This window comes from Trinickia sp. LjRoot230, from assembly GCF_964253315.1.
In the GTDB taxonomy this organism is placed as follows: domain Bacteria; phylum Pseudomonadota; class Gammaproteobacteria; order Burkholderiales; family Burkholderiaceae; genus Trinickia.
Window position 1 is genome coordinate 836,704 of the sequence record NZ_CAXUQX020000001.1, and the last position, 24,140, is coordinate 860,843.

Here is a 24,140-nt window from a genome sequence, read left to right on the forward strand (position 1 = left end):
CATTTATGCGTTGCCCCTTTTGCCGGCACGAGGATACTCAGGTCGTCGACTCGCGCGTATCCGAGGACGGCGCCGCAATTCGGCGCCGCCGCCGCTGCTCGGCCTGCGACAAGCGTTTCACCACGTATGAGCGGGTCGAGTTGATGCTGCCGGCAGTCGTCAAGAAAGACGGCAGCCGCACCGAGTTCGACCGCCGCAAGATCGTCGCGAGCATGCAACTGGCGCTGCGAAAGCGCCCTGTGGCTGCCGATGCGATTGACGCGGCGGTGGCTCGTATCGAATATCAATTGCTGGGCAGCGGCGAGCGCGAGGTGCGCAGCGAACGGCTGGGCGAGCTCGTCATGGACGAATTGCGCCAGCTCGACACTATCGCCTACGTGCGCTTTGCCTCGGTCTATCGACGCTTCGAAGACGTGTCCGAATTCGAGGACGTGATCGAAGAGTTCCGCCGCGCCGGAACCTCGAAGTCTTCGCGCAAGCGCTGATTTGCCCCGTTGCTTCATCGTACTTTCACTCGCGTTTCGTTGATGTAACGCGCAATTTTCCTCGTACGCTACAGATTCACCACTCGTCCGATCGGACGATGGCGGCGGCTTCCCGCGTCCGTTAAATTCGTTGCATCGAATGACGGAGCGTTGCGATGCGAGGCATAACTCAGGCAGACCGCAAACATGCGGACCATGACGCGCGGCTGCGCGGGTTCACGCTGGTCGAATCGATGATGGTCTGTGCATTGTTGCTGGTGCTGGCAATGATGGCCGCGCCTTCATTTGCAACATGGCAGCAGCGCATGCGTCTGGACGCCAGCGCCCACGCATTTCTCGCGAGTCTCGTCTATGCTCGCAGCGAAGCCATTCGTCGTGGTGTCCGCACGGCCGTATCGCATGGCGACATAGACGCGCGGCGTGCCGAAGCACGAGGGGCGGCCGATGACCGCGCGGTGGATTGGTCGGCGGGTTGGGCCGTTGTTGCAGACACAGGCAGCGGACCGCTGGCGCTTCGCATGCAGGCGCGTATGCCGGGCGTTCAGATCCGCGGCGCGGCTGCCGATGTTCGCTTTACGCCGCCCGCGGGCCAGGTTGTCGGCGGATTTCGCAGCTTCGAGCTTGTGTCCGCCGAAGCTGAGTCGACGGGGCATGACAGAGGCGCGCGACGGTGCATCGCTATCGCGGCGGGCGGCCGCGCGCGCATTCGCGACGGTGGTTGTGGAGCCCGGGCATGAGTGTGGGCGTAGGCGTAGGCGACAAGGCGAAAGCGAAGGCGAAGGCGAAGCGGAGGTCTTCGTTGAGGGGCGGCTCGTTGCTCGAGGTGCTGATGGCGCTTGCGTTTGTCGCGATTGCAACCAGCGCGGCGTTGGCCAATCAGCTCTTTGCTGCCCGTACCGAGCGGGTGGCGGCGCAGCGCGAGCGCGCGTCCCTTATCGCCGCTTCGGTCGCCGACGCCATGCGCGAACCGTTAGGTGCCCAGACGGCGCTTGCGCAATGGCGGACACATGCGGCGGCTTTTCTGCCCCAAGGCGAAGTCGCGCTGGACGCGCGCGGCCCCGATATCGCGTTCGCAGTCGTGCGCTGGGCGCCGGGGCGTGCGTTTGCCGACGGTCGGTTTGCGCAGACACTCGGATGTCCGCCTGCGTTCATTGCACCCGAGCGCGCGTGTGTCGTCGCGCCGATTCTACGGTGAGTGGCCATGCGCATTCGCCTATCCGGAAAATCGACGCGTAAGGTCAATGGCGGGCAAACGCTGATCGACGTCGTCATCGCGTCCGCACTCGGTATCGTCGTCGTTGTCGCCGCGGTGTCGCTATACAGGGGGCAGCGGCAATCATTCGCGTTGTCAGCCGATGCAGCCGGCATGCGGGACGCGGGTACCGCCGCGCTATTGCTGATGAGCCGGCACATAGAGATGGCGGGGTACGTGCCGCCTGACAAACCGTCATTCGCTGACTTCGTTGAGCCTGCCGTGTTCGGTTGCACGTCTGCGCTACCGATCGGTCATCAGGCAGCCTCGGCATGCATCCCGGATGCGAACGGCTCGGATGGGTTAATCGTTCGCTATGCCGACGATGCCGTCGCGACCTGGCCGACGAGGGCTGGCGAGCCGACCGATTGCCTGGGGCAACGCGCCGGCGAGGCCGGCGAGTACACCGTGATTTCGAATCGATTCTTCGTTCGTACGCCGCACGGCGGCGACACACCGGAACTCTATTGCGAAGGCAGTGGCGCGGCGAGTAACAAGCAACCGATCGTGGCTGGCGTCGAGCGCTTGAAACTTCGTTATTGGATAAGTGGCGCAGCCGCGGCCGCCGATGCTTCATCGATTCCGCCGGCGGATTGGTCGAATGTCGTCGCGATCGACCTATGCGTGCAAGTGCGCGGCAACCAGCGCCTGCACGCCACGCAGTATCTCGATTGCGATGGCGTCGTGCGGCGGGGCCATGACGGGCGTGCGCGACAAGTATTCATGCGTCGCATCGCCATTCGCAATCATGCGTCTTCGCCTATATGAACGATCCGACGATGAAGGTGCGCAACGACATGCGCCGGGCAGTCTCTTGGCGCGGGCAGCACGGGCTGCACAAGCATCGCGGCGCCGCATTGCCTGCGGCCTTGGTATTGGCCTCGATGGTTCTGGCCATGTCCACCGCGTCGTTCGACATCGCGGTTGCCGGCATTCGGCGCGCATCGAATCTCGAGGACGCCATGCGGGCCGAGCAAGCCGCCGATGCCGCGCTGACGCTGTGCTTGCGCGCGCTCGACGCCGGCGTGGCGCCGTCTTTGCCCGCCGTCGCTGAACCACCGCAGCGCTGGCGGCAGCCGGACGTCTTCGCCGACCCGTTCGCGTTTGCACCGATGTCGCACTGGGCCGGGGCGGCCAGAACGCCGCAGTGCCTTATCGAAGGCTGGCGTATGGCGCACCGGCCTCGCGCGCAAGTGCATGTGCTGACGGCGCGGGGCTTCGGCGCAGCCGATAGCGCTGAAGTTTGGCTGCAGCTAGTGGTAGTGCGCGAGGCCGGCTTGGACGAACGCCACTGGCGCAGAATTACCGCGAGGTTGCCTTGAATATCGAACCGGCTGGAGGGCGTCAGCGGGGCGCCGGCTTTTCGCTGATCGAGGTGGTGGTCGTGCTGGCCATCTTGGCGACTATCGCTGCGTACGCCATGCCGGCGTACCGCGAGTATCTGGCGCGCGGCTATCGCATCGATGCGGTGATGGCGCTTTATCGCGCGGCGCAGTTCCTCGAGAGCAATCGCGCCGAGCGTTCGCCGCGTGTGGCAGACATCAATACGCTGCCGTCCGGTTTCGATCAGGCGCCCGTTGCAGGCGTTGCCGTATATCGGCTGAACGTGCTGTCCGGCAATCGTGACGACGGCGGCTATACGCTGCAAGCGCAGCCCGTCGATGCGGGCCCGATGCACGATGATGTCTGCGGAAGCTTTGTGCTCGACGCCACGGGCAAGCGGTCGAATCACGCGCCTGGCGCGCGCGCGCCGCCTGGCGCGCGCTGCTGGCTCGCTCATTGAAAGCGTCCGTCGACGCGCATTCGGAACGATATCGCTGGCCCGACGCTCGGCGCAGACGGACCCGCACGCGCACGGGACGAAAGCCAGCCGCCTACGGCGTGGTGGCGCCTTCGGACTCACGGGTTCGTGTTGCGTCGCGGTCCTTCCGCGCGATTTGCGCAATGAGCCGATAAGCTCCCCAGGCGGCCATGCCGAGCGAGCCCCACTTGACGAGCGGCTTCGCCCCCGCCGCGAGGGTGGCGCGTAACGGCCGCGCGAGCGCGAGCGACGCGAGCGAACTGGTCAGCGGATGATTGATGAACCATTCGGTGATGGACGCGTTCAAGCCTTTGCCCGAGCCTTTGGCGCGCGTGCCCCCAAAACCGGGGAAGCCCCGGAAACCGGGCATCAGGAGCTTGAGCCAGCGGAAGCTCGTCATGCTCCGGTGCAACTCGACGCGCGCTTGCATAAACTCGGTGCGTTCGACTTCGGCGCGCAGCAGCAGCAGTTCCTTGCGTACCGCGCGCAATTGCGGCGAGCTCAGTTCTTTAACCGGCGAATGAGTGCGGGTAGGCAAGGGGGACGCGCGATGCGAGTTCGTTTGGCTCATGGCGGCAGTCAATGTTTGACGATTCGAAAGATGGCGAACGCGAGTGTGAGTGCTGCACGCATGTTTACGTTTACGGTTGCCGAAACATCTCGCGATCTTTTTCGAACTCGTTGAGCGTTTGCTGAAAGACGATCGGGGCCTCACGCAGCCCGCTGCGCGCCTTTAGCGCACAGATCAGTGCGCCGATGCCATAGACCGCGGTGATACCAGCGAGCGTCTGCCAGCGGTAGGTATCCCAGAAGGCGACGGCCACGAGCGCGGTCAGGCTGATCAGCGCCATCATCGCAAACATGACTGCGATGAGCCCGAGAAAGAGCACGGCAAGCAGCCGCTCGCGCTCCTCGGCCAACTCGATCCCAATGAGTTCGAGCCGCGTGTGCAGCAATGCCATGAGGGAGCTGAACATCCGCCGAAATGGCCCGTGCTGATGGGAGGCCGAGCGCGGCGATTGAGTGTCGTCGTTTGGCATGGAATTGGGCAGTTAGCGCGTAACCCGTTCTTGGTCGATGAGCAGCCGCCCGCGCGTGCCGCGTGGGTGCCGCCCGGCATAGACTTGTGGCCGGCGCGGGCGTCAAACCGTTGTTTCGCCGGCCGAGCGCCGTTACCTTCGGTTAATCAGTAGGCCGACCACGATGCCGATACTGGCGGCGACGCCCACTGCCGTCCACGGGTGCTCGTGTACGTAGTCGTCCGTGGCTCGCACGGCCTTCTTGCCTTTTTCCACGACCACCACCTGAACGTCAGTCGCCTTCTCCTTGGCCTGTTTGAGCCGGCCCAGCGCCGTTTCGCGCAATTCGGAAGCTCGTTCGCCCGTGGCATTCGCGGCTTGCTTCAAGAGATCCTCGGCATCCGCGAGGACGGTTTTGATATCGGACATCAATCTCTCCTTGTTAACTTCCGCCATTAGAGCCCCCTAGTTTTCACCTACGCGTGCATCGTACCAAAGATAGGACGGCCCGCGAACGTTTGCCACACCGCCACACGGTGACGCGCATGCAGAAACCATTCCCGACCCTCGACGCGAGGTGCATCGTTTCGGGCGGGCGCTTCTGGCGAGGATCGGCGGCTTGAAGAACTTCCGCGCCGACAAGCGTAATTTACAAAGAGCGGTACATGACCAACGAAGAGGAGACCATGTAAAACGTCGGCAGCCGTTCAAAAGAACGCCTGAATGCCCGTTTGCGCACGTCCGAGGATCAGTGCGTGAATATCGTGCGTGCCTTCGTAAGTGTTGACCACCTCAAGATTAACGAGATGCCGGGCCACGCCGAACTCGTCGGAGATGCCGTTCCCGCCGAGCATATCGCGCGCAAGCCGGGCAATATCGAGGGCTTTGCCACACGAATTGCGTTTCATGATCGACGTAATTTCGGGCGCGGCGCTGCCTTCGTCCTTCATACGGCCAAGACGCAATACGCCCTGCAGGCCGAGTGTGATCTCAGTTTGCATATCGGCGAGCTTTTTCTGAACGAGTTGATTGGCCGCAAGCGGGCGGCCGAACTGTTTGCGCTCGAGCACGTACTGACGCGCCGTATGCCAGCATGATTCCGCCGCACCGAGCGCGCCCCAGGCGATGCCGTAGCGCGCGGAATTCAAGCACGTGAACGGGCCGCGCAGCCCGCTTACGTGCGGCAATATGTTTGCGCGCGGAACGAATACGTCGTCGAGCACGATCTCCCCGGTGATCGATGCCCGCAGGCCGACCTTTCCGTGTATGGCCGGCGCGCTGAGGCCTTTCCAGCCCTTTTCGAGAATGAAGCCGCGGATCGCATCTTTGCCGTCTTCGGCAAGCTTCGCCCAGACGATGAAGACGTCGGCGATCGGCGAATTCGTAATCCACATCTTGGCGCCAGAGAGCGCGTAACCGCCTTCGACCTCGCGTGCGCGCGTCACCATGCTGCCGGGATCGGAGCCGTGATCGGGCTCGGTGAGCCCAAAGCAGCCGATCCATTCGCCGGTCGCGAGCTTGGGCAGGTAGCGGGCCTTTTGCTCGTCCGAGCCGAACTCATAGATGGGTACCATCACGAGCGAGGACTGAACCGACATCATCGAGCGATATCCAGAGTCGACGCGCTCGACTTCGCGAGCGATCAGCCCATAGCTGACGTAGTTCAGACCCGGCCCGCCATATTGCTCGGGAATCGTGGGGCCAAGCAGGCCGATATCGCCCATCTCGCGAAAGAGCGCGACGTCGGTGCGCTCGTGGCGGAACGCTTCGGTCACGCGAGGCAGCAACTTGTCTTGCGCAAACGCGCGCGCAGCGTCGCGCACCATACGCTCGTCTTCGTTCAGTTGCTCGTTCAACAGCAGCGGGTCGTCCCAATGGAACCGCGCGGTATCGGCCATCGTTTTCTCCAGATCGTTGCCGGCGCTACATACGCCAGGCTTGACTTGAGTTCCGCTGTGCGGAACACTGTTTTGCAAACCACACTCGCGAGTGTAGCATTCGACCATGCCTCCATCCACCATCGCCGCGATACCCGCCCGATCCGCCGACAGCCCACCCAATGGCGCGTTGATGCCGGATGGCGTGGACGAACGCCGATTTGTGACGGCGCTTGCACGCGGTCTGGATTTGCTGCGCGCGTTCCGGCCGGGCGAGACCATGCTCGGCAACAGCGAGTTCGTTGCCCGCACGGGGCTGCCCAAGGCGACGGTCAATCGGCTCACCTACACGCTCGCGGTGCTTGGCTATTTGCGCTTTGACGAGGCGCTCGGCAAATATGCGCTCGATGCAGGCGTGCTGTCGCTCGGGTTTGCGCTGCTCGCCGGCACCGACACGCTCGAGCTCGCTCGGCCGCACATGCGCTCGCTCGCGCGCGAAGTGGGGGCGGCTGTATCGCTCGGCTGTCGAGACGGGTCGGAAATGGTCTATCTGGAGACCATCCGCAGCGAAACGGCATTGACACTCGGCTTTGCCGCCGGCTCGCGACTTTCCATGCTGACGAGTTCGATGGGGCGCGCCTATCTGGCGGTGCTCCCACAAAGCGAACGCGCGGCGCTCGTCGACGAACTGTGGCAAGCAGCCGGCAAAGGCCGGCGCTCGGCGGCGCTCGTAGCCTCGGCGCTACGCGCGATCGACGATTTCGCGCGCGACGGCTGCTGTTTTTCGTTTCGTGAATGGCACGCGGACGTCAACGCGGTTGCCGCACCGTTTCGCGACCCGCGCGACGGGCGATGGCTGGTGCTCAGCTGCAGCGGGCCGGCTTCGTCGATGAGCGAGGACATATTTCGCGAACTTGTCGCGCCTCGCCTCAAAGCGCTCGCCCTGCGGCTCGGTCAGGCGCGATAACGCGCTGGGCCTTGTTGCATTCAGGCGGCACCCGCGGCCAGCTCTCGATGCTTATTGGATACGTTCGTGCGGCTCGAACAGCGGCCCCTGGACGAAGCGCGCGCCGAATTGCTGGAGCGCGTCGAATTGTGCTTCGGTCGCCACGCGATCGAAGATCAGCGGAATGTGCAGTCGGTTGGCATAGCCCAGGAGCGGCTTGACCATTGCATCGCGCAGCACAGCCGCGCCGTCGATTTTCAGGAAGTCGAGCCGCGCCATATCCGACACCGACATGATGTGGCCCGCATTGGGCAGATTGCCGGCCACTTTGAAGCCATAGCGCTGATAACTCTTCGTCACATAGCCGAGAAAGGTCCGATGCGCGACGGCCACGCTCGGCAGTTCGATGGCAACGCGCGACGGATTGAGCCCGAGCGATATCAGCACCGACGAGAAGTGCTGGCCGTGATCGTACTTGACGCTTTTGAGCAGCCGCTCGTGCACGCGCAAAAAGAGCAGGCCGTGCTGTTGCGAGCCGAAGAAATTGATGGCGTGCAACGTTCGCACGAGGCGATCGAGCGAGACGAATTCCGGGTCGTCGGAAATGTGCTCGAACGGACGGCCGTCGGCACCAAGCGTCAGCGCCTGAAAGCCGAGTTCGTCGCCGAAGCGGTCTGCGCTCTCCGGGGCCGACCATAGCGTTTGCATGCCGTTCATGCTGACATCGAAGATCGGCTGGTAGCCGCTTTCGATGCGCATCTCGTGCACCTGTGCGTAGGCGAAGTCGGACCGGGTCGCGGCGCCGAGCGCGAGATGCTCGCGCAAAAACGGTTGGACGGCGGCGTGTTCGATGAGCGCGGGAATGGTCGGCGGGATCATGAGAAAGCTGAGAGCGGCGCAACTCCGATGGTAGCAGCGCCGCGCTCAGTCGGCATCCATTCGATACTTATATCGATATTGGCGTGCAACGCTCCATCCGGGTTTACATTGATTACTCAATACGTAATTCATTTTACTATCCGTAAATGTCGTGCGGCGCCCAGAAGCCGCCGTAACGTATGGACTTATGGAGGAGACCTCGTCGATGCCCCATTCCCGTTCCCCCGAGTGCGATGTTGTCGATGTCGAGCGTGTGCTCGGCGAAACGCATCGTCCCGCGTTTCATTTCATGCTGTTGGCGTTGATGGGCTTGTGTCTTGTGATCGACGGCTTCGATGCGCAGGCGATGGGCTATGTCGCGCCGAGCGTGATTGGCGAGTGGCACGTCGCGAAAGCGGCGCTTGGGCCCGTTTTCAGCGCAAGCCTGTTAGGCATGCTGATTGGGGCGCTGGCGCTTTCCGTGCTGGCCGATCGCATCGGGCGCAGGCCCGTGCTGATCGGCGCGACGCTGGCTTTCGCCCTCACGATGCTGGCCACGCCGCTGACGACGAACATCGAGCAACTGATTGCGCTGCGTTTCGTCACCGGGCTCGGCCTCGGTTGCATCATGCCGAACGCGATGGCGCTCGTAGGCGAATTCGCGCCGCTCGCGCACCGCGTCAAACGCATGATGCTCGTGTCGTGCGGCTTCACGGTGGGCGCGGCGCTGGGCGGCTTCGTCAGCGCGGCGTTGATTCCCACTTTCGGCTGGCGCTCGGTTTTTTATGTCGGCGGGACGGTGCCGCTCGTGCTCAGCATCGTCATGCTGGCCGCGCTGCCCGAGTCAGTGCAGTTTCTCGTCGTGAAAGGCAAGACCGAGCGCGCGAAAGCATGGCTCGCGCGCTTCGCCCCCACGCTGCCGATCGGCCCCGGGACGCGACTCGTCGTGCGCGAGGCAGCTACCGGGGGCACGGCGGGGGCAGGGGCAGGCGCATCGGTAGCCGAGCTCTTTCGCGACGGGCGCGCCGGCGTGACCTTGCTGCTCTGGTCGATCAGCTTCATGAATCTGATCGATCTCTACTTTCTGTCGAACTGGCTGCCGACCGTCATGCGCGATGCGGGCTATGCGCCGGCCACGGCGGTGCTCGTCGGCACGGCGCTGCAAACGGGCGGCGTTGTCGGCACCGTGCTGCTGGGCTGGTTCATCGAGCGCTTCGGCTTTCTGCGCGTGTTGATGGCAACATTCGCCGGGGCGGCCGTGTTCGTCGGCACGATCGGCACCGCCGCACCGGCATTGCCGTGGCTCGTGGTAGTGGTGTTCGCGGCCGGCTTTTGCGTTGTCGGCGGACAACCCGCCGTCAACGCGCTCGCCGGACATTACTACCCGACCGCGCTGCGCTCGACCGGCATCGGCTGGAGTCTCGGCATCGGCCGCGTCGGCTCCGTCATCGGGCCGCTCGTCGGCGGGCAACTGATCGCGTTGAACTGGTCCAACGCCGCGCTTTTTCACGCGGCTGCCGTGCCGGTGCTGCTGTCGACGCTCTTTGTCGTGGCGCTCGCAGGCATGAAGCGCTTGCGCGGGACTGCGGCGGCGGTTTGATGCGCGCGTATTCGATCGAAGGAGAAAGATTTATGCAGGACGCCTTGCCTAGTCACGATCGTTGTCGCTATCAGTCCGGCTTTGCCAACCACTTCGCCACCGAGGCGTTGCCCGGCGCGCTGCCGGTCGGCCGCAACTCGCCGCAGCGGGCCCCATACGGCCTCTATGCGGAACAGCTCTCGGGCACGGCCTTTACCGCCCCGCGCGCGCATAACCGGCGCAGTTGGCTATACCGTATCCGCCCGGCGGCGGTTCATCAGCCGTTCGAGCCACTCGCGCCCACCGCAGGCGATGCCCCATCGCGGCTTGTTGCCAACTTCGCCGAGGTACCGCCAACGCCGCCAAACCCATTGCGCTGGGACCCGTTGCCGTTGCCCGACGCGCTGATCGCGACCGACTTCATCGACGGCCTCGTGACAATGGCGGGCAACGGCAGCGCTGAAACGATGTCGGGTTGTGCGATTCACCTTTATGCGGCCAATCGGTCGATGCAGGATCGATTTTTTTACAACGCCGATGGAGAGTTGCTCATCGTGCCGCAGCAAGGCCGGCTTGCAATCGCCACTGAGATGGGGCGGCTCGAGATCGAGCCGGGCGAGATCGCCGTCATTCCGCGTGGCGTGCGTTTTTCGGTCGCGTTGCCCGACGGCGCGGCGCGCGGCTATATCTGCGAGAACTTCGGCGCATTGTTGCGGCTGCCCGATCTCGGCCCGATCGGCTCGAACGGCTTGGCCAACCCGCGCGACTTTTTGACGCCCGAGGCGACGTTCGAGGACCGGGAGGGCGCGTTCGAACTGGTCGCGAAGCTCAATGGCTTGCTCTGGCGCGCCGACATCGGCCATTCGCCGCTCGATGTCGTTGCCTGGCACGGCAATTACGCGCCTTACAAGTACGATCTGCGCCGCTTCAATACGATCGGTTCGATCAGCTACGATCATCCCGACCCGTCGATTTTTCTGGTACTGCAAGCGCCGAGCGATACGCCGGGCGTCGACACGCTCGACTTCGTCATTTTTCCGCCGCGCTGGCTGGCCGCTGAGGACACGTTCAGGCCGCCCTGGTTCCACCGCAACGTGGCGAGCGAGTTCATGGGGCTCGTGCACGGTGTCTATGACGCAAAGGCCGAAGGGTTCGTGCCGGGCGGGGCGAGCCTGCATAACTGCATGTCAGGGCATGGGCCTGACGCTGACACGTTCGAGCAGGCGTCGAGTGCCGATACGAGCACGCCGCGAAAAGTGGCCGATACGCTCGCATTCATGTTCGAGACGCGCACGTTGTTGCGCCCGACGCGCGCGGCGCTCGAGAGCGCGCAGTTGCAGCCGCACTATTTCGAATGCTGGCAGGGGCTGGAGAAGCATTTCGATGCGGGGCGTCGATGAGCGCCGAACGCGAATTGAGCCGCGCCGCGTCGAAAAAGAGCTGGCTGGAAGCGGCGAACGATCCGGCGAGCGACTTTCCGATCCAAAACCTGCCGTTCGGCATTTTCAGCGACAAGCGCAATGCGGCGCGTCGTGTTGGCGTGGCAATCGGCGATGCGATCGTCGATCTGGCCGCGCTCGCCGCAGCGGGCCAGCTCGCGCTGCCGGCCGGCGGCGCGCAACACTTCTCGCAGCCTGTGCTGAACGGATTCATCGCGCTTGGTCGCGAAGCATGGCGCAGCGTGCGGCTGCATTTGAGCACGCTGCTCGACGCCGCCTGTGCGACGCTGCGCGACGACGCTCAATTGCGTTCACGCGTGCTCGTTGCACAAGCCGACGCCACGCTGCATCTGCCGCTCGATATCCCCGGCTATACGGACTTCTACTCGTCGAAAGAACATGCGACGAACGTGGGCGCGATGTTTCGCGATCCGAGCAAAGCGCTGTTGCCGAACTGGTCCGAAATGCCGATTGGCTACAACGGCCGCGCCTCGTCGGTCGTCGCGAGCGGCACGCCGATACGACGGCCGATGGGCCAACTGCTGCCGCCGGGCGCGGCGCGGCCTGTGTTCGGCGCGTGCCGCAAGCTCGACATCGAACTCGAGACGGCCTTCGTCATCGGGCGCGGCAATGCGCTGGGCGAGCCGATTGCCTGTAGCGACGCCGAGGACCATATTTTCGGAATGGTGCTGCTCAACGATTGGAGCGCACGCGACATCCAGCAGTGGGAGTACGTGCCGCTCGGGCCCTTCAACGCGAAGAGCTTCGCCACGACGATCTCGCCGTGGATCGTGACGCTCGATGCGCTCGAGCCGTTTCGCGTCGCGCAGCCGGTGCAAGACCCGCCACCGCTCGCTTACTTGCGGCACACGGGCGCGCATGCCTTCGATATTTCGCTCGAAGCGCGCTTGACGCCGCATCGTGCCGATCGGCCTGTCTCGCCTTCCCCCACCACGACGATTACCCGCACCAACTTCAAGCAGCTCTACTGGACGATGGCGCAACAGCTTGCGCACCATACCGTCTCAGGCTGCAATACGCGCGTGGGCGATCTGATGGGGTCCGGTACGATCAGCGGAGCCACGCCGGATTCGTTCGGCAGCTTGCTTGAGCTGACCTGGAACGGCGCGCGCCCCGTGGTGCTCGCAAGCGGCGGCACGCGCGGCTTCCTCGAAGACGGCGACGAGCTCACGCTGACCGGATGGTGCCAGGGCGAAGGCTATCGCGTCGGCTTCGGCACTTGCACGGGGATGATTCTGCCCGCTCGCGGCTGACATCGAGCGCGCGTTTTATGGCCGAGAACGAGACCGTGATCGCGACGAGCGAGCGGTGGCATCCCCATTCGTCGCTTCGAGCGCCGCGCCATGTCGGCCCGCGCCGGCCGCGAAGCGCGCCGCGCCCGCCAGGCCTTCGTCGACGAGCGCTCGGTAGCCGTGCGCACCTTCGCGGCGCAACGCCTCGGCGAGCGCGTCGCACATGCTGTTTTCATACGCCGAGCGCCGATCGGCATTGAGCGCCGCCTGCGGAAATGCCGCGAGCTGCGCCGCGAGCGTTTCGGCTGCTTCGCGCGCCGTTCCCGCAGGCACGATGCGATTGGCGAGCCCGATCGCGAACGCTTCGCCGGCATCGATCGCGCGCCCGGTCAGAATCAGATCGAGCGCGCGCGATAAGCCGATAAGCCGCGGCAGCCGCACCGTCCCGCCGTCGATGAGCGGCACGCCGATGCGCCGGCAAAATACGCCGAATACGGCATCCTCCTCCACGACGCGCAGGTCGCACATCGCGGCCAGTTCGAGCCCGCCGGCGACTGCGTGGCCCGCGACGGCGGCGATCACCGGTTTGGACAGCAGCATGCGTGTCGGCCCCATCGGGCCAGGGCCGCTGCCGTCGGGCTGCACGGCGTTGCGGCGCGCATCGTCGTGCATCGCGTTCAGATCGGCGCCGGCGCAGAAGTTGCCGCCCGCGCCAAACAGCACGGCGACGCGCCAGCGCGGCTCGGCGTCGAAGCGCGCGAAGGCGGCGGCCAGCGCGGCGGCGGTCGGGCCATCGACGGCGTTGCGGCACGCAGCGCGCGCAAGCACGATCGTGGCGACTGCCGCTTCGTTCGCCGCTTCGCCCCCCACTCGCCCCTGCTCGCGGCTCTCGATTCTGACGTGCTCGCCAAATTTTTCGATCATCATCATTTCCCCCTCTACGCGTCGCTAGCGAAAAAAATCAGACGAAATGCGTGCTTGTCACGGCTATGTCATGATGTCGCGACACGCTATCGCGCTTTATCCCTGCTCGGTGCCAAGGGGCGGCCTACCGGCCGCGCGCGGCGCTTTACCGACCATAAGTTCGTCATGTCTACGTCCGCCTTGCCACATGCGGCAGCGGTCGCCGTCGCGGCTGCTGCCGGCTCGGAGCCGGTCTGGATTGTCCCGTTGCACGGCCATCCCTACTACGATCATGTCCGCTTGAAACGCATCTTCGATGGCGATGACGAAACCTGCCATCGCGTCGTGATTGTCGATGCGCGCACACTGCTCGAATGCGCCGATCGCAACGATACCGACTACGTCCTGTCGCCGGTCGATAACTGGCATGGCGGCAAAATTCGCGGCATTCGCGCGTTTCTCGACCCAGGCAACCCGCAGATCCCGGCCATGCCTTACGTGACGATCGCCAGGCGCCGCGGGCACGGGCTGCTGGGCTGGCTCGGACTCGAGCGCGAGGGTGTGGTCGGATTTCGCAACGGGCAGCATCGCGCGCGTTATCTGGCTCATGCCGGCGCGCAGGCATTTCCCGTCGAAGTGCACGAACGCGAAGCGGCGCTGTTGGCCGCGCTGTGCGGCGCCTGAAGCCGAAAATACTTGCCTAACAGGCCCGACAGGGCAATGATCGAGGGCTCCCACAGCCGCGAGCCGTGAGCCGCGGGTGGATTCGCACTTTTCTTTCACGCTTCGCACGGCCGTTCCCTCAAGAGCCCAGCTTAACCGCCTGATCATGCCCACGTCTTCCTCGACCTTGCTCCCGTTTACGCCGATTCCCCGTCCCGAGGTCGTCTCGCTTGACGAAATCCTGCCCGAAGAACCGCTGTTGATGATGGGCGCGGGCCCCGTGCCGATTCCGGCCGCTGTGGCGCATGCCAATACCGTTGTCATCAATCACCTTGGGTCGACGATGGCGAAGGTGATCGGTCAAGTGAAGGAGATGGCGCGCTACGTGTTCCAGACGCGCTCGAAGTGGGTCCTCGGCGTGGCCGGTCCCGGTTCGGCGGCTATGGAAATGGCTATCTCGAACCTCGCGTGGTCTGGCACGCGGGTGCTTGCGATCAAGAACGGCTTCTTTAGCGCGCGGATGGCCGAGATGGCGACGCGCTGCGGCGCGCACGTTGCCACGCTCGATGTGCCCGATCGCGCGGTGGCGCAGCTTGCGGAGGTGGCCGAGGCGCTCGCGCGCGAACGGCCCGAGATCGTCACCATCGTGCAGGGCGAAACATCGAATACGGTGTGGAACCATCAACTCAAGGAAATCGCGGCGCTCGCCAAGGCGGCGGGCGCGCTCGTTATCGTCGATGCGGTTTGCACATTGAGCACGATGCCGCTCGAAATGGATGCGTGGGGCATCGACGCCGTCATCACCGGTGGGCAAAAGGGTCTTTCGTCGATCCCGGGCGTATCGCTGATCGCGTTCTCGGACGAGGCGTGGCAGCGTGTCAAAACGCGTGAGCAACCGAATGCGCACTGGTGCCTCGATGCCACGCTCGCCGAACATTTTTGGCACAACGCCGGCTATCACTACACGGCGCCCGTCTCGGGCGTGCTCGCGCTGCATGAAGCGCTGCGGCTCGTGTGCGCGGAGACGCTCGAAAAGCGCTTCGCGCGCCATCTGAAATGTTCGGAGGCGTTGCAGGCCGGCGTTGCCGCGCTCGGGCTCACGCTCTATACGCCCGCGCCGTGCCGGCTCAATTCGGTCATCGGCATTGAGGTGCCTACCGGGCTCAGCCCGGCGGACGTGTGCGGCTACATCTCGCGTCAGCATCAGGTGGAGATCTCCGGTTCATTCGGCTTGCCGATCGTGCGGATCGGGCAAATGGGCGAGCAGTGCCGCGAACACAACCTGTTCCGCACGCTGCATGCGCTGGGCAAGACGATGCTCGATCTGGGGGCGCGCGTCGATTTGCCGGCGGGCGTCGCGGCGCTCGAACAGTCGTTATCGGAACGCTCGCGCGGGCGTTGAACGGTGCCGGCCCCGGCCGTCAACGCCGGCAACCAAGGGCCTCGAGTTTTCAGCGCAGCGCGAGCAGCAGCGCGCCTGCGATGATCAACGCGGCTGACCATAACCAATCGAAATTGATCCAGCCGCGCCGCAGGATGCCGAGGCCCACGTACTCGTAGGCGGCGAACGCGATGGCAGCGCTCGTCACCGAAGCCACCGCGGTATGCACGAGCGTGGCCGCGACAGCCGAGCCGAACGGGCCGCCCGGCACCGCGCCCGCACCCGCACAAATCGGCATCAGGGCGGGAATCAGCATCAGACCGGCGCCGTGCAGCGTGGCGGTCGCAGCCGACCACAGTGCAAGCCCCGCGAAGCCCGCCGTCATACCGATCGACAAACGGTGCCGATGGCCATAGAAATGATGATAGGCGCCCCAGCCAATCAGAAAGAGGCCGAGGGCCAACTGCAGGTGCGCGGCATTGGCCAAGAACCCGAACGCGAGCGCTGACGACGTCACGACGAAGACCGATGCCGCATGGCCGAGCGCCAGCGGCGGCAGCGCCGCAAAAAGCGCGCTGCGGCTACCGCGCTGCAGGCCGAGCGCGGTCGCGAAAAGCCACCCCATGGCGGGGTTCATGCCATGAAACACGCCGCTGCCGAAGACCGCGGCCCAACCGGCAGCCGCACGCGTTGCCTCGAGTGACGCGCTCATCGCCTCGGCGCCTGTGCGCACCTCATGGATAGCAATACGAATCTGACGACGCATCACCGCCTTCAAGCCGGATCTGATGCGGACGATGCGTATTGTGCCAGCCGAGATAGAACTCCCGATCGAACTCGAGCCCGCTGCCGGACGGCGCGTCGAGCTTCACCATCCAACCGTTGATGCCGTCGGGATAGAACTGCTCGTCGATGGCGCCATAAAGCGAGTTCGTGAAATAGACGCGGCGGCCATCGCGGCTGACTTCGACCATCTGCGGCCCGCCGTTCAGCGGCTGGCCATCGGCGCCAGGGTGCGTCGCGCGCGAGACGATGCCGCCGATGCGCACCAAGCCGATCAGCTCGGGATGGAATGGGTCCGACACATCGTAGCGGCGCAGGTCGCCGGTTCCCCAGCAGGCGACATAAAGGTAGCGGTCGTCGAGCGACAGTGCGATGTCGGTGACGAGCGGCGGCACGGCCGAAAAGCCTTTGAGCAGCGGCGGCAGCAACGCACTATCGGCTGGCTCGGCGGGGATCTCGATGATCTTGCGCGCGGCCCATTTGTCGCCGTCCCGATACCAGGTCCAAATCGACGCCGACAGGTCCTTGAGGCTGATCACCGAATTGACGAAGCCGTAAGCCTTGGTCGGATCGTGCGCCGGCCGCAGCTCGAACACGAGCTGATTTTCGGCGCCGAAATCGAGCGTCTGCTTGTGCTTGCGCGTATTGAGATCCCAAAAATGCAGCCGATGCCCATAGTTGCCGCCCAGCAGCACCTCGGGCACGAGGCCGTTTTCGAACGTGGCGGGCAAGCCCCATTCGCTCGAGACGAGCGTATCGAAGCCGAGGTGCCACCAGGCGTCGTAGGCAAGCTCTTGTGGGCCGCGTTCGATTTCCCAGCGGCCGCGGATGTCGAACGTTTCATGATCGATCAGCAAGACGCCGCCAGGCGCTTCGCCTTCGCCGTTCGCCAGTGCGGTGACGTAAATGCCCTGCGGTCCGCAGTGCACGGTGTGCGGGCGCGAATATCCGGCGCGGCGCGCGAGTTCCTCCGGTTCGATCACACGGGCAATGCTGGGCTGCAGCGGGTTCGGTTTCGTATCGATGATGTGAATGCGCGACGAGCGCAAGCCCGGCACGACGAGGTAGCGCCGCTCGGAATGCGGATGCGGCGCGTTCGGGCACAGACAAGAACTGCAAGCGTTCCAGCCGAAGTGATGCAGCTCGTCGCCGATGTTCGGCATCGGCAGGCGGTGCACAATGCTGCCGTAAGCGGTCGAGCCGGGATCGACGTCGACTACCGCGAGCTCGTCGGGCACGGTTCGGGTCGGATCGAAGCTGGCGACGTAGGCGAGTGTTTCTTTGGGCGCGTCGGCCGCGAGACGGGCGGATGGGTAGAACGTCGGATCGGGTTTCCAGGACGACATAGATAGGCCTCTTCCTTTCCTTGTGAGAAGCGGTGAGGCTGTCTATCGTAGGAGGTCGCGATGGACAAAAGCAAGGAAGCAATTGCAATGAGCTAATACGCGTAAGCAGCTATGCCAGGCGGTTTGCGCTTTGCATGTTGGTTGAGCACGGCAAACGCGTGATGCGCTTACCGTGCTCGTACACGTGTGCCCGTGGGTGTGCGTCAGCGCGAATCGGTGATCGTCGTGTTGAACGTCTGGCCGGCGATGACGGTGTTCTCGAGCTTCATCGCGGCGACATTGAACGCGTAGATCGGGCCGGGGGAGGTGACGGTGGCCGTGCCCGCCGCGACCGGTGAGCCGAAATCGCAATTGCTGATGGTGACGCCCGAGATTGGAAGCGCGGCCGGGGTGGGCGGCGTGCCGTTGTAATCGGACGCTACCGGACCTTGGGCGACGATGGCCTGAAAGCACGATGCGGTGACGCCGCCCAGCGTGACGTTGTTTGCTTTCACATCGGCGATCGTGATGTTTTGCACCATCGGCGGCCGTGTGCGCACGGCGTCCTTCGCCGGCTGGTAATCGCAATCGAACGTGATGATGCCGCCTTGCGCCGCGGCGGGGTTGCCCGCGGCGGGGGTGACCACGCCAAGCGGCACCGTTGCGTTGATCGGGCTGCCTGGAAGCATCGACGAGCCATAGCCGTCCCCTTTCAGGCTGACGCCGTTGGGCAGCGTCACGCCCTTCACATGGAAGTCCTTCACGTAGCCGCCGCGGTTCATGTTCGTCTTCACGCGGATGGCGATGTTGAGCGGGTTCGTCTGCCAGTTCTCATTGAGCATCGACAAATTGGTCGCGTAGATCGCTTCCACGCCGCCGCCCATCTCGCTGCCCAGCGTGATGCCGCCATGGCCGCTGTTCATCGTGCAATTGCGTATCAGATGCCGACGAGCCGGTCCATATTCGGTATCGAGGTTCTTGCCGGATTTGATGGCGATGCAATCGTCGCCCGTGTTGAACGTGCAGTTCTCGGCCAGCACGTTGGTGCAGGCCTCGGGATCGAAGCCGTCGTTGTTCGGGCCGATGCTATTGGTGGTCACGCCGCGGAAGACGACATTCGTGCAAGCGGTCGGATGATGCTGCCAAAACGGTGTGTTTTGCGTCTGATAGTCCTCCATCAACACGTTTTTGCAGTTGATGAATTCGACCATGCACGGGCGCAGGTAGTGGCCAAGCCCGAAGATGCGTTGCGCCACCGGCACGCCGGCCTCCGAGAGCGCGGGCAGATAGTTCTGATCTTGCTGCCACGGCGTGATGGGGGAGGTGAGCAACGCGTAGAGCGCGTCGGAGATGCCGGGCGCGATGAGCCGCAAATCGACGTTGTTCGGGTTGAGAGACGCCTGGCTTGGCACCGATGCGCTTGCTCCATAGGCGCCCGACGAGCCCTTGTAAGTCCACCAACTGACGCTCGCATTGCCGCTGCCGGCAAATGGCGTCATGGCTTGGCCGTTCAGCACCGAGGTCGGGCCCTCGCCGGTCAGCGCGATATCGATGGCGTCGCGCGCGTAGACCGGTGCGCCGAAGTTCAGGCAGTCGTCGGCTTGCCAGCGGCTATAGAACAGCCGGCCGTTCGTGCCGCAGTCCACCGGGCCGTCCTTCGCGTAATCGGCCGGGTTCGGGCTGAAATAGATCGTGCAGTTCGCGCTCAAGTGAAAGCGCACGTGACTTTGCAGCACGATCGGCCCCGCGCAATACCAGTTGCCGGCCGGCACGACGACGCGGCCGCCGCCCTCGCGGTGACACTCGGCGATCGCGGCCAAAAAGGCCGGGCGCGAGTCGAACGAATTCGGCGCGGGCGTATGCTCGGAGCCGGGGCTCACCGGCGATTTGGCCGGGTTCGTATAAGGCGAGACGGCGGCCACGATGCTGATGGCGCGTGCGCCATACGCGGTCACGTCGTAGTCGCGTGGACGAAAACGGGCCTTCGTGACGTGTGCAACCAACGTGGCGACACGCGCAGCCGCGCCGTGTTCTCCCCAAATCAGATCGACAGCCGCGGACGCAGGCGGCTGCGCCGCTGCGAACACGCGCCCGGCGCCGAGGGTGCCGGCCAGCGCAGCGCTGCCGAGCACGGTGCCGGACAAGCTGATGAATGCGCGCCGTGTAAGACGCGCAGCGGGAAAGGATGAAGCCGATGAAGCACGACGACGGCTCTTGTCTGCCATTTGAACGCCTCCTCCAAAAGGATAGGCGGGCGAACGGAATGCCCGTTTTCCCGCCTTCGTGATTCGTATGTTGTCGTACTACATCGGCAGTCTAGTTCCGAACGGGTGTGCACGGTAATCTCTCGTAAACCCGGGCGAATATTGGTTTGGCCGATCAAGGGGGCGGGTGATATTCGATTTAGTTATACGTCATCGTATAACATAGCGAGACAGAAAATTACTGATCGAGGCGGGCGGCGCGAACTACAGTGCCGCGGCGGCGGGCCCGCCGCGCGTGTGGCGCAGGTAGAGGCTGACGGAGAGCACCGCGGCAACGGCCGCGGCCAATGCGGCGACGAAAAACACTGACGCGTAGCCGAATGCGCCCGCCACATAACCTGCCAGCGGCCCCATGATGCCGAGCGACAAGTCGAAGAACACCGAATAGGCCGACAACGCGGCGCCCCGGCTTGCCGGCGGCACGAGCCCGACGGCCTCGACGCCGAGCGCCGGAAAGACAAGCGCGAAGCCGAACCCTGTCAGCGCGGCGCCGGCGAGCGCCATGTGCGGCTCGGTGGCAAGCCATAACAGCAACAAGCCGGCGCATTCGAACGAGAATGAAGCGATGGCGACGCGAAAGCCGCCATAGACGCTGATCGCATTGGCGAATACGAGCCGTGCGCCGACGAAGAGTGTGCCGAACACCGTCAGGGCAAGGGCGGCGTGCTGCCAACCGCGCGCGGCGTAGTAGAGCGCGATGAACGTGGCGATCGAGCCAAACCCGGCCGTGCCGAGCGCCAGGCCGATGCCGTGCGGCAGCACACGCCGGAATACGCTGGCGTAGCCCATTCGTTCGCCATGCACGAGCGGCACTGCTGTGACGTGGCGTGCGAGCGTGTAGCCCAGCCCGGCGAGCGCCATCGTGACGGCCCCGAGTGCCCATGGACCGAACGCTCGCGCGAGCAGGGCGCCTGCGGGCGCTCCGATAGCCACCGCGCCGTAAGTGGCGATGCCGTTCCATGAAATCACGCGCGCGCTGTTATGCGCACCCACTCGCCCGATGCCCCAGAGAATCGCGCCGGTGCCGACGAAGCTCTCGCCGAAACCCAGCACGAGCCGTGCGGCGGCCAGCACCACGAGGCTGACCGTGGGCCACGGCGTGCAGACCGTAGCGGCCAGCAGCAACGCGCCGCTGGCGCCGCAAGCCGCCAAGCCAATCAGCACCGTGCGCTTGGCGCCGCGCGTGTCCGCGCTGCGGCCGGCGTGGGGCCGCGACATCAGCGTTGCCGCGTATTGCACGCTGATGGCCGCGCCCGCGAGTACGGAACCGAAGCCGAGATCGTCCGTGACGAAGCCCGGCAGCACCGGCAGCGCGAGACCGATGATCAGATAGCAGACGAACGTGTAGAAAACGATGGTGACGATGCGCAGGGTGGAGGCGCGATCGGTCGAGTCAGGCGATGCAACGGGAGGGGGGCAAGCGACGGACATGGTTCAACGGTACGGTGCTGTGCGGCGGGCGACGCGAAAGCGGCATTGTCTCATGGAACCGGTTTCTGTGCGGTGCAGCAAAACCGCTGGGCAGCGGCGCAGACGTATCGCATGCAGATCGGCTAAGGTGACGCCACGTCCGTCTGAACCTGTGTGGGAGCCATATCGCCATGAGCCATCTTTTCGAACCGCTGACTATCGGCCAGCTTGCGCTGTCGAACCGCATCGTCATTGCGCCGATGTGCCAATACTCGGCGCAAGCGGGCTCGGCCACCGACTGGCACATGATCCATCTCGGTCATCTTGCTCTGTCGGGCGCGGGGCTCCTGATTATCGAAGCGACTGCCGTTTCGCCCGAAGGCCGCATTACGCCGGCGGATCTCGGTCTTTACTCGGACGAGAACGAGGCCGCGCTCGCGCGGGTGATGGGTGCGGTGCGCGCTTACTCGCCGATACCGTTGGCGATCCAGTTAGCCCATGCCGGCCGCAAGGCGTCGAGCCGCGCGCCATGGGAGGGCGGCGCGCAAATTCCGGCAGGCTCGCCCGGCGGGTGGCGGACCGTGGCCCCTTCGCCCCTGCCGCATGGACAGGATGAGGAGCCGCCGCTGGCGCTTGATCGCGCGGGTCTGGACAAGGTCCGCGACGATTTCGCCGCGGCCGCCACACGTGCGGCGCGGCTTGGGTTCGACGCGATCGAACTGCATGCGGCACATGGCTATTTGCTGCATCAGTTCCTGTCGCCGATCGCCAATCACCGCACCGACGAATATGGCGGCAGCCTCGAAAACCGCATGCGTTTCCCGCTCGAAGTGTTCGACGCCGTGCGCGCCGCGTTCCCCGCCGATAAACCGGTGTGGGCGCGCATCTCGGCCACCGATTGGGTGCCTGACGGCTGGGACATCGAGGGCACCGTGACGTTATCGAAGGCACTGAAGGCGCGCGGCTGTGCGGCCATTCATGTGACGACCGGCGGCGTTTCGCCTCAGCAGGCGATCAAGCTGGGCCCGGGCTATCAGGTGCCGTACGCCCAGCGGGTGAAGGCCGAAGTAGGGCTGCCCACGCTTGCTGTGGGCCTGATCACCGAAGCGGAGCAGGCCGAAGCGATTGTTGCCGACGGCGAGGCTGACGCTGTGTCGCTCGCGCGCGCGATGCTCTACGACCCGCGCTGGCCGTGGCACGCGGCCGCGACGCTCGGCGCCCAGGTGCACGCGCCGAAGCAGTATTGGCGTTCGCAGCCGCACGAGTTCAAGCATCTCTTCATCGAAGCGAGCTTCGGCCAACGTTGAGTGTCGAGTCAAGTGTCGGTCGGTGCGACTCCTGTACTATCGGCGACGCATCGCCTTTGATCCAACCGACGCTCGCAACCCACGCTCAATGAAGCCCGTCCACGACCGCCCGCGGCGCACGCCGCGCCTCGTCGCCCGTTTCGTTGCCATCTCGTGGCGCGATCTTGCCGTCTCGTTCGGGCCGATTCTCGCGATCTCGGCGGCTGCCATCTGGATAGCCATCCGCCTGATCCAGCCCGCGCCGCCGACGACATTGACGATCACCGCCGGACCGCCCGGGAGTTCGTTCTGGAATGCGGCGCAGCGCTATAAGCAGGTGCTTGCCGGTAACGGGATCACACTCGAGGTGCTGCCATCGGAAGGGTCGCTGCAGAACCTGCAGCGCCTTGCGGACCCTCACTCGGGCGTCGATGTGGGCTTTGTCCAGGGCGGCTTGATTGCAGCGACGCCCGCGATAGGCGGCTCCGGCGCCGCACAAGGGGCCGCGGCGTCCAGCGGAAGCGGATTGGCCAGCACGCCGAACGTTTCCATGGCTTCGGGCGCTTCCGCGGCTTCCGGTGCGTCCGCCGCATTGGCCGCGCCGCGTGCGTCCGCGGCCGCGGTGGCGGCGCCCAAAGGGCTCATTTCGCTCGGCAGTGTCGCCTATGTTCCGCTCGTCGTGTTCTACAACGGCCGGACGCGGCATACGCGCCTGTCCGAGTTCGCCGGCGACCGGCTTGCGATCGGCCCCGAAGGCAGCGGTGCCCGCGTGCTTGCGCTTGCGCTGTTGAAAGCCAACGGCATCGAGCCGGGGGGCGCCACGCAGTTGCTGCCGCTCACGGGTGAAGCGGCGGCTAAAGCGTTGACCTCGGGCAGTATCGATGCGGCGTTTTTCTCGGGCGACTCGGCTCAACTGCCGGTCATGGCTCAACTCACGCGTACGCTGGGCGTCCGGCTTTTCTCGTTTGCGCAGGCGCAGGCGTACGCGCGGCGTTTTCCGTATTTGACCGACATCGCGTTGCCGATGGGCGCGCTCGATCTTGGCAAGAATCTGCCGCCGCGCACGGTGCACACGCTTGCGCCGACGGCGGAACTCATCGCCCGCGACACGCTGCATCCGGCGCTTTCGGATCTACTTATCGAAGCGGCGCGGCAAGTGCACGGTCAAGCCAGTCTGCTGCAGCGTGCGGGGGAATTTCCCGCGCCGCTCGCGCATGATTTTCCGATTAGTGACGATGCCGCGCGCTACTACAAATCGGGCAAGAGCTTCCTTTATCGCGTGATGCCTTTTTGGGTGGCGAGCTTGGCGGACCGTCTCATCGTGCTGATCGTCCCGATCGTCGTCGTGTTGATTCCGGGGTTGCGGCTGGTGCCTTCCCTTTATACGTGGCGTGTGAAGTCGCGTATCTACCGATGGTATGGCGCGTTGATCGGCATCGAGCGCGCCGCGCTGAACGACACGTCGGAAGGCGAACGCGAAGCGCTGCTCGACAAGCTCGATGCGATCGAGGCCGCAGTGCACCGGCTCAAGACGCCGCTTGCCTATGCTGACCAGTTTTACGTATTGCGCGAGCACATCGGCTTCGTGCGGGCGCGGCTTGCGAAAAAGGTGTGAC

General features: G+C 64.7%; 24 protein-coding genes. 14 read left to right on the top strand and 10 right to left on the bottom strand.

The window, feature by feature from the left end; genetic code table 11:
• Positions 1 to 5 precede the first annotated feature (5 nt).
• From nrdR to ACSQ20_RS03990, 6 genes are all read left to right on the top strand, one after another.
• Positions 6 to 485 carry a transcriptional regulator NrdR gene (gene nrdR, locus ACSQ20_RS03965; RefSeq protein ID WP_436017640.1) on the top strand — a complete coding sequence of 160 codons (480 nt, stop codon included), beginning with the start codon at positions 6 to 8 and terminating at the stop codon, positions 483 to 485.
• Between the two features lie 155 nt (positions 486 to 640).
• Positions 641 to 1,222, top strand: coding sequence for a GspH/FimT family pseudopilin (locus tag ACSQ20_RS03970; protein ID WP_436017642.1), 582 nt, complete (start codon positions 641 to 643; stop codon positions 1,220 to 1,222).
• Positions 1,219 to 1,680 carry a type IV pilus modification PilV family protein gene (locus ACSQ20_RS03975; RefSeq protein WP_436017644.1) on the top strand — a complete coding sequence of 154 codons (462 nt, stop codon included), beginning with the start codon at positions 1,219 to 1,221 and terminating at the stop codon, positions 1,678 to 1,680. The genes ACSQ20_RS03970 and ACSQ20_RS03975 overlap by 4 nt, the downstream gene beginning before the upstream one ends.
• Positions 1,681 to 1,686: 6 nt before the next feature.
• Positions 1,687 to 2,505, top strand: coding sequence for a PilW family protein (locus ACSQ20_RS03980; protein WP_436017646.1), 819 nt, complete (start codon positions 1,687 to 1,689; stop codon positions 2,503 to 2,505).
• Positions 2,506 to 2,516: 11 nt separating this feature from the next.
• Positions 2,517 to 3,059, top strand: a complete 543-nt coding sequence (locus tag ACSQ20_RS03985; RefSeq protein ID WP_436017648.1) for a pilus assembly PilX family protein — start codon at positions 2,517 to 2,519, stop codon at positions 3,057 to 3,059.
• Positions 3,056 to 3,520: a type IV pilin protein gene (locus tag ACSQ20_RS03990; RefSeq protein WP_436017650.1), complete on the top strand. Its 465-nt coding sequence runs from the start codon at positions 3,056 to 3,058 to the stop codon at positions 3,518 to 3,520. The genes ACSQ20_RS03985 and ACSQ20_RS03990 overlap by 4 nt, the downstream gene beginning before the upstream one ends.
• 91 nt (positions 3,521 to 3,611) lie before the next feature.
• Here the strand turns inward: ACSQ20_RS03990 and ACSQ20_RS03995 are convergent, their stop codons facing one another.
• From ACSQ20_RS03995 to ACSQ20_RS04010, 4 genes are all read right to left on the bottom strand, one after another.
• On the bottom strand, positions 3,612 to 4,109 hold the full coding sequence (locus ACSQ20_RS03995; RefSeq protein ID WP_436017652.1) for a DUF3318 domain-containing protein: 498 nt from the start codon (positions 4,107 to 4,109) through the stop codon (positions 3,612 to 3,614).
• 70 nt (positions 4,110 to 4,179) lie between these two features.
• Positions 4,180 to 4,578 carry a phage holin family protein gene (locus ACSQ20_RS04000; RefSeq protein ID WP_436017654.1) on the bottom strand — a complete coding sequence of 133 codons (399 nt, stop codon included), beginning with the start codon at positions 4,576 to 4,578 and terminating at the stop codon, positions 4,180 to 4,182.
• Between the two features lie 132 nt (positions 4,579 to 4,710).
• Positions 4,711 to 5,013: a DUF883 family protein gene (locus ACSQ20_RS04005; protein ID WP_436017656.1), complete on the bottom strand. Its 303-nt coding sequence runs from the start codon at positions 5,011 to 5,013 to the stop codon at positions 4,711 to 4,713.
• Positions 5,014 to 5,264: 251 nt separating this feature from the next.
• Positions 5,265 to 6,455, bottom strand: coding sequence for an acyl-CoA dehydrogenase (locus ACSQ20_RS04010; protein ID WP_436017658.1), 1,191 nt, complete (start codon positions 6,453 to 6,455; stop codon positions 5,265 to 5,267).
• Positions 6,456 to 6,627: 172 nt separating this feature from the next.
• Between ACSQ20_RS04010 and ACSQ20_RS04015 the strand changes: the two genes are divergently transcribed.
• A complete protein-coding gene (locus ACSQ20_RS04015; RefSeq protein WP_436022905.1) occupies positions 6,628 to 7,401 on the top strand; it encodes an IclR family transcriptional regulator in 774 nt (257 codons plus the stop codon).
• 51 nt (positions 7,402 to 7,452) lie between these two features.
• Here the strand turns inward: ACSQ20_RS04015 and ACSQ20_RS04020 are convergent, their stop codons facing one another.
• Positions 7,453 to 8,259, bottom strand: a complete 807-nt coding sequence (locus tag ACSQ20_RS04020) for an EAL domain-containing protein (protein WP_436017660.1) — start codon at positions 8,257 to 8,259, stop codon at positions 7,453 to 7,455.
• Between the two features lie 205 nt (positions 8,260 to 8,464).
• Here ACSQ20_RS04020 and ACSQ20_RS04025 point away from each other — a divergent pair, with 205 nt between their 5' ends.
• Genes ACSQ20_RS04025 through fahA form a run of 3 tightly spaced genes read left to right on the top strand, consistent with a single transcriptional unit; the run spans position 8,465 to position 12,530 of the window.
• Positions 8,465 to 9,838, top strand: coding sequence for an MFS transporter (locus tag ACSQ20_RS04025; RefSeq protein WP_436017662.1), 1,374 nt, complete (start codon positions 8,465 to 8,467; stop codon positions 9,836 to 9,838).
• Between the two features lie 32 nt (positions 9,839 to 9,870).
• The gene (gene hmgA / locus ACSQ20_RS04030; protein WP_436017664.1) at positions 9,871 to 11,217 is read left to right on the top strand and encodes a homogentisate 1,2-dioxygenase; all 1,347 of its coding nucleotides are present in this window, start codon (positions 9,871 to 9,873) and stop codon (positions 11,215 to 11,217) included.
• Positions 11,214 to 12,530, top strand: coding sequence for a fumarylacetoacetase (gene fahA, locus ACSQ20_RS04035; protein ID WP_436017666.1), 1,317 nt, complete (start codon positions 11,214 to 11,216; stop codon positions 12,528 to 12,530). The genes hmgA and fahA overlap by 4 nt, the downstream gene beginning before the upstream one ends.
• A gap of 15 nt (positions 12,531 to 12,545) precedes the next feature.
• Here the strand turns inward: fahA and ACSQ20_RS04040 are convergent, their stop codons facing one another.
• Positions 12,546 to 13,439, bottom strand: coding sequence for a crotonase/enoyl-CoA hydratase family protein (locus tag ACSQ20_RS04040; protein ID WP_436017668.1), 894 nt, complete (start codon positions 13,437 to 13,439; stop codon positions 12,546 to 12,548).
• A 159-nt stretch (positions 13,440 to 13,598) separates the two neighbouring features.
• On the opposite strand from ACSQ20_RS04040, the gene ACSQ20_RS04045 reads away from it, so the two are divergent.
• Positions 13,599 to 14,096, top strand: a complete 498-nt coding sequence (locus ACSQ20_RS04045; protein ID WP_436017670.1) for a plasmid fertility inhibition factor family protein — start codon at positions 13,599 to 13,601, stop codon at positions 14,094 to 14,096.
• A 145-nt stretch (positions 14,097 to 14,241) separates the two neighbouring features.
• A complete protein-coding gene (locus ACSQ20_RS04050) occupies positions 14,242 to 15,477 on the top strand; it encodes a pyridoxal-phosphate-dependent aminotransferase family protein (protein ID WP_436017672.1) in 1,236 nt (411 codons plus the stop codon).
• Between the two features lie 49 nt (positions 15,478 to 15,526).
• On the opposite strand, the gene ACSQ20_RS04055 is transcribed toward ACSQ20_RS04050, so the two are convergent.
• The 4 genes from ACSQ20_RS04055 to ACSQ20_RS04070 all read right to left on the bottom strand — a co-directional run bounded on the left by ACSQ20_RS04055 (position 15,527) and on the right by ACSQ20_RS04070 (position 21,259).
• Positions 15,527 to 16,168, bottom strand: coding sequence for a hypothetical protein (locus tag ACSQ20_RS04055; RefSeq protein WP_436017674.1), 642 nt, complete (start codon positions 16,166 to 16,168; stop codon positions 15,527 to 15,529).
• A gap of 22 nt (positions 16,169 to 16,190) precedes the next feature.
• On the bottom strand, positions 16,191 to 17,585 hold the full coding sequence (locus tag ACSQ20_RS04060) for a selenium-binding family protein (RefSeq protein ID WP_436017676.1): 1,395 nt from the start codon (positions 17,583 to 17,585) through the stop codon (positions 16,191 to 16,193).
• Between the two features lie 203 nt (positions 17,586 to 17,788).
• Complete coding sequence (locus ACSQ20_RS04065; protein ID WP_436017678.1) at positions 17,789 to 19,789, bottom strand: glycoside hydrolase family 28 protein; 2,001 nt, start codon at positions 19,787 to 19,789, stop codon at positions 17,789 to 17,791.
• Between the two features lie 243 nt (positions 19,790 to 20,032).
• A complete protein-coding gene (locus tag ACSQ20_RS04070) occupies positions 20,033 to 21,259 on the bottom strand; it encodes an MFS transporter (protein ID WP_436017680.1) in 1,227 nt (408 codons plus the stop codon).
• Between the two features lie 170 nt (positions 21,260 to 21,429).
• On the opposite strand from ACSQ20_RS04070, the gene ACSQ20_RS04075 reads away from it, so the two are divergent.
• Positions 21,430 to 22,545 carry an NADH:flavin oxidoreductase/NADH oxidase gene (locus ACSQ20_RS04075; protein WP_436017682.1) on the top strand — a complete coding sequence of 372 codons (1,116 nt, stop codon included), beginning with the start codon at positions 21,430 to 21,432 and terminating at the stop codon, positions 22,543 to 22,545.
• 88 nt (positions 22,546 to 22,633) lie between these two features.
• Entirely contained in the window at positions 22,634 to 24,139 is a 1,506-nt protein-coding gene (locus ACSQ20_RS04080; RefSeq protein ID WP_436017684.1) for a TAXI family TRAP transporter solute-binding subunit, read from the top strand.
• Position 24,140: the final 1 nt, after the last annotated feature.